This is a genomic window from Desulfuromonadales bacterium (assembly GCA_035620395.1).
Lineage (GTDB): Bacteria > Desulfobacterota > Desulfuromonadia > Desulfuromonadales > DASPGW01 > DASPGW01.
In genome coordinates, this window is the sequence record DASPGW010000086.1 from 1 (window position 1) to 2,919 (window position 2,919).

The 2,919-nt window shown below is 63.0% G+C and carries 3 protein-coding genes; 1 reads left to right on the forward strand and 2 read right to left on the reverse strand.

From position 1 onward, the window contains the following. Positions 1 to 1,303 (reverse strand): class I tRNA ligase family protein (locus VD811_04995; GenBank protein HXV20333.1); only part of this gene is annotated, 1,303 nt, incomplete at its 3' end. Positions 1,304 to 1,502: 199 nt separating this feature from the next. Beyond that, positions 1,503 to 1,682: a hydrogen-dependent growth transcriptional repressor gene (locus tag VD811_05000; GenBank protein HXV20334.1), complete on the reverse strand. Its 180-nt coding sequence runs from the start codon at positions 1,680 to 1,682 to the stop codon at positions 1,503 to 1,505. 488 nt (positions 1,683 to 2,170) lie between these two features. Here VD811_05000 and VD811_05005 point away from each other — a divergent pair. After that, the coding region (locus tag VD811_05005; GenBank protein HXV20335.1) for a proton-conducting transporter membrane subunit at positions 2,171 to 2,919 on the forward strand (749 nt) is incomplete at its 3' end.

The following is a 2,919-nucleotide window of genomic DNA, read 5'->3' on the forward strand; positions in this document are numbered from 1 at the left end:
CGCCGATGTGCTGCAGCGATTTCCGGCGCAGCTCGTTCGCCTCCATGGAGATGAACCACTGCTCGGTGGCGCGGAAGATGATCGGCTTCTTGCAGCGCCAGCAGTGCGGGTAGCTGTGGGAAACCTTCCCCTGTTTGAGCAGGGCACCCACCTCTTCGAGCTTGGCGTTGACTGCCGGGTTGACCTCGGGGACCTTCTCGCCGCCGAAGAACTCAAGACTCTCGACGTAGCGGCCGTAGTTGTCGACCGGGTTGTAGACCTCCAGGCCATAGCGCAAGCCGACCTGATAGTCGTCCTGGCCGTGCCCCGGCGCGGTGTGGACGCAGCCGGTGCCGGCCTCCAGGGTGACGTGATCGCCGAGCATGATCAGCGAATTGCGCTCGTAGAGGGGGTGGCGGCAGTTGCGCCGTTCGAAGAGTCCGGCTTCGAAGGTGGCGAGGACGCGGTAGTCGGCCATCCCCAGTTCCTGCATCACTTGGGCGCAGAGCCCTTCGGCCAGCACCAGCACCTCGTCGCCGGCCTCGACGGCCACGTAGGGAAGCGTCGGGTTGAGGCAGATGCCGAGGTTGGCCGGGATGGTCCAGGGGGTGGTGGTCCAGATGACGAAGGAGAGTTTTTTCCCCTGCAGGGTCGAAAGCTCGGCGGGGAGCTCGTCGGCGTAGGGGAACTTGACGTAGATGGAGGAGGAGGTGTGGTCGGCGTACTCCACCTCGGCCTCGGCAAGGGCGGTGACGCAGGAGGAGCACCAGTGGACCGGCTTCTTCCCCTTGAACAGGCCGCCGCGCTCGGCGAAGCGGGCGAGCTCGCGGGCGGTGGCCGCCTCGTAGTGGTGGCTCATGGTCAGGTAGGGGTTCTCCCACTCGCCCAGCACGCCCAGGCGCTGGAATTCCTCACTCTGAATCGCCACCCACTCGCTGGCATAGCTGCGGCACTGCTTGCGGAACTCGGACTTGGAGAGCTCGCGCTTCTTGATCCCCAGCTTCTTGTCGACCATCAGCTCGATCGGCAGGCCGTGGCAGTCCCAGCCCGGCACGTAGGGGGCGTAGTACCCCTGCATGCGCCGGCTCTTGATGACGATGTCCTTGAGGATCTTGTTGAGGGCGTGGCCGATGTGGGTGTGGCCGTTGGCGTAGGGAGGGCCGTCGTGCAGGACGAAGCGGGGCCGACCCTGGCCGGCCGCGTCGATCTTCCCGTAGAGCCCGATCTCCTCCCACCGCTTGAGCATCTCCGGTTCGCGCTGAGGCAGGTTCCCGCGCATCGGAAATTCCGTCTCGGGCAGGTTGAGGGTCTCTTTATAATCCATGACGTTCCTCCCGTCGCTACTCGCAGGGTGCCAAAAATCAAGTCCTGTAAATTAGCAAAACGGCCGGATAAGTCAAGGGAAAAGGGGGTTCGGGAGGGTGCCCGCAGGCCGGCAGAGAGGGTGGCGCAGGGGATTGCGGGCGGGCGCCGGGAACCCCCTGCACCCGCCCTTCATCTGCTGCTCGCTCAGGCCGGGAAGCTCAGGCGCTGAACTGGGAAGCCCCGCCGCCGTCCTGCTCGAGCATATTGAGGCTCAGGCGCAGCAGCGCGGAGATGTTGGTGCCGGCTGCCCTGGCTTTTTCCTGCAGAGTCTGCAGCTCGGCGTTGTCGACCCGGCAGGAGATGATGAATTTCTTTGGATTGTCGACGCTTTTGCCCATGGTGTGACTCCTTTACGCATTAAGTTGTTCGGGCCGCAGGTGCCCGGTTCTGTCAAGATGACTGCGTATACACCATTGCAAAGGCATTGCCAGATTCGCAGAAAACAGATTGTAAAAAAATTCACAAATGGGTAAAGCTACTTACAGTGTTTTTTCGAGAAGAGCAGAGGTTCGTACCGCCGTTTGTTAAATGGACAGAATGATACATTTTCAGACGCGGTGGGACTGTTCTGTCCAGCATGCGTGCCATCCGTGGCACGGCTGAGTGATGGCTTCGGTCGCAGGCGGAACGCGTCTGGAAGGGGATTCCCGACGGCGGGGTTCCTTGCAATGTATGGCCTGTACTTTATCCTTTCCAGAGGGTTACGGCGCAAGACGCGAGAGGATCAAACTACGTGACAATGCATTGGTGCATATTGTCCGGGCTGGCAATGGCGTGCGCGGCACCCTGTCTGGTTCGGATATTTCCGCGCCGGGCCGGGTGGCTGTTGAGTCTGCTGCCTCTGGTTCTGACCGGTTTGTTCCTGTCGCGCATCAGGCCCATCGCCAGTGGGGCGGTCATCGTGGAGTCGCTCGCCTGGATGCCGAGCCTGGGCGTCAGCCTCTCGTTCTACCTGGACGGCCTCAGTCTCCTCTTTGCCCTGCTGATCTGCGGGGTCGGCACCTTGATCGTCATCTATGCCGGCAGCTACCTGGCGGGTGAGCCGCACCTCGGCCGCTTTTATTTCTGGCTGCTGTTGTTCATGACCGCCATGCTCGGTCTGGTGCTGTCCGGGAACCTCATCACCCTCTTCGTCTTCTGGGAACTGACCAGCATCACTTCCTATTTCCTCATCGGTTTCGAGGACCGGCAGGAATCCAGCCGTTCGGCAGCCCTCCAGGCCCTGCTGGTGACCGGTCTGGGCGGGCTGGCCATGTTGGCCGGCTTCCTCCTGCTCGGCCTCGCCGCCGGCAGTCTTGAGCTGTCCGCCCTGCTGGCAGCCGGCGACGGGGTGCGCAGCCATCCTCTCTACCTGCCGATTCTGCTGCTGGTCCTGGCGGGTGCCTTCACCAAGTCGGCCCAGTTTCCCTTCCACTTCTGGCTCCCGACGGCCATGGCGGCGCCGACGCCGGTCAGCGCCTACCTGCACTCGAGCACCATGGTGAAGGCGGGGCTCTACCTGCTGGCCCGGCTCTCGCCCGTTCTCGGCGGCACCGCTCTCTGGTGGTGGGGCCTGACGATTGCCGGTGGTGCGAC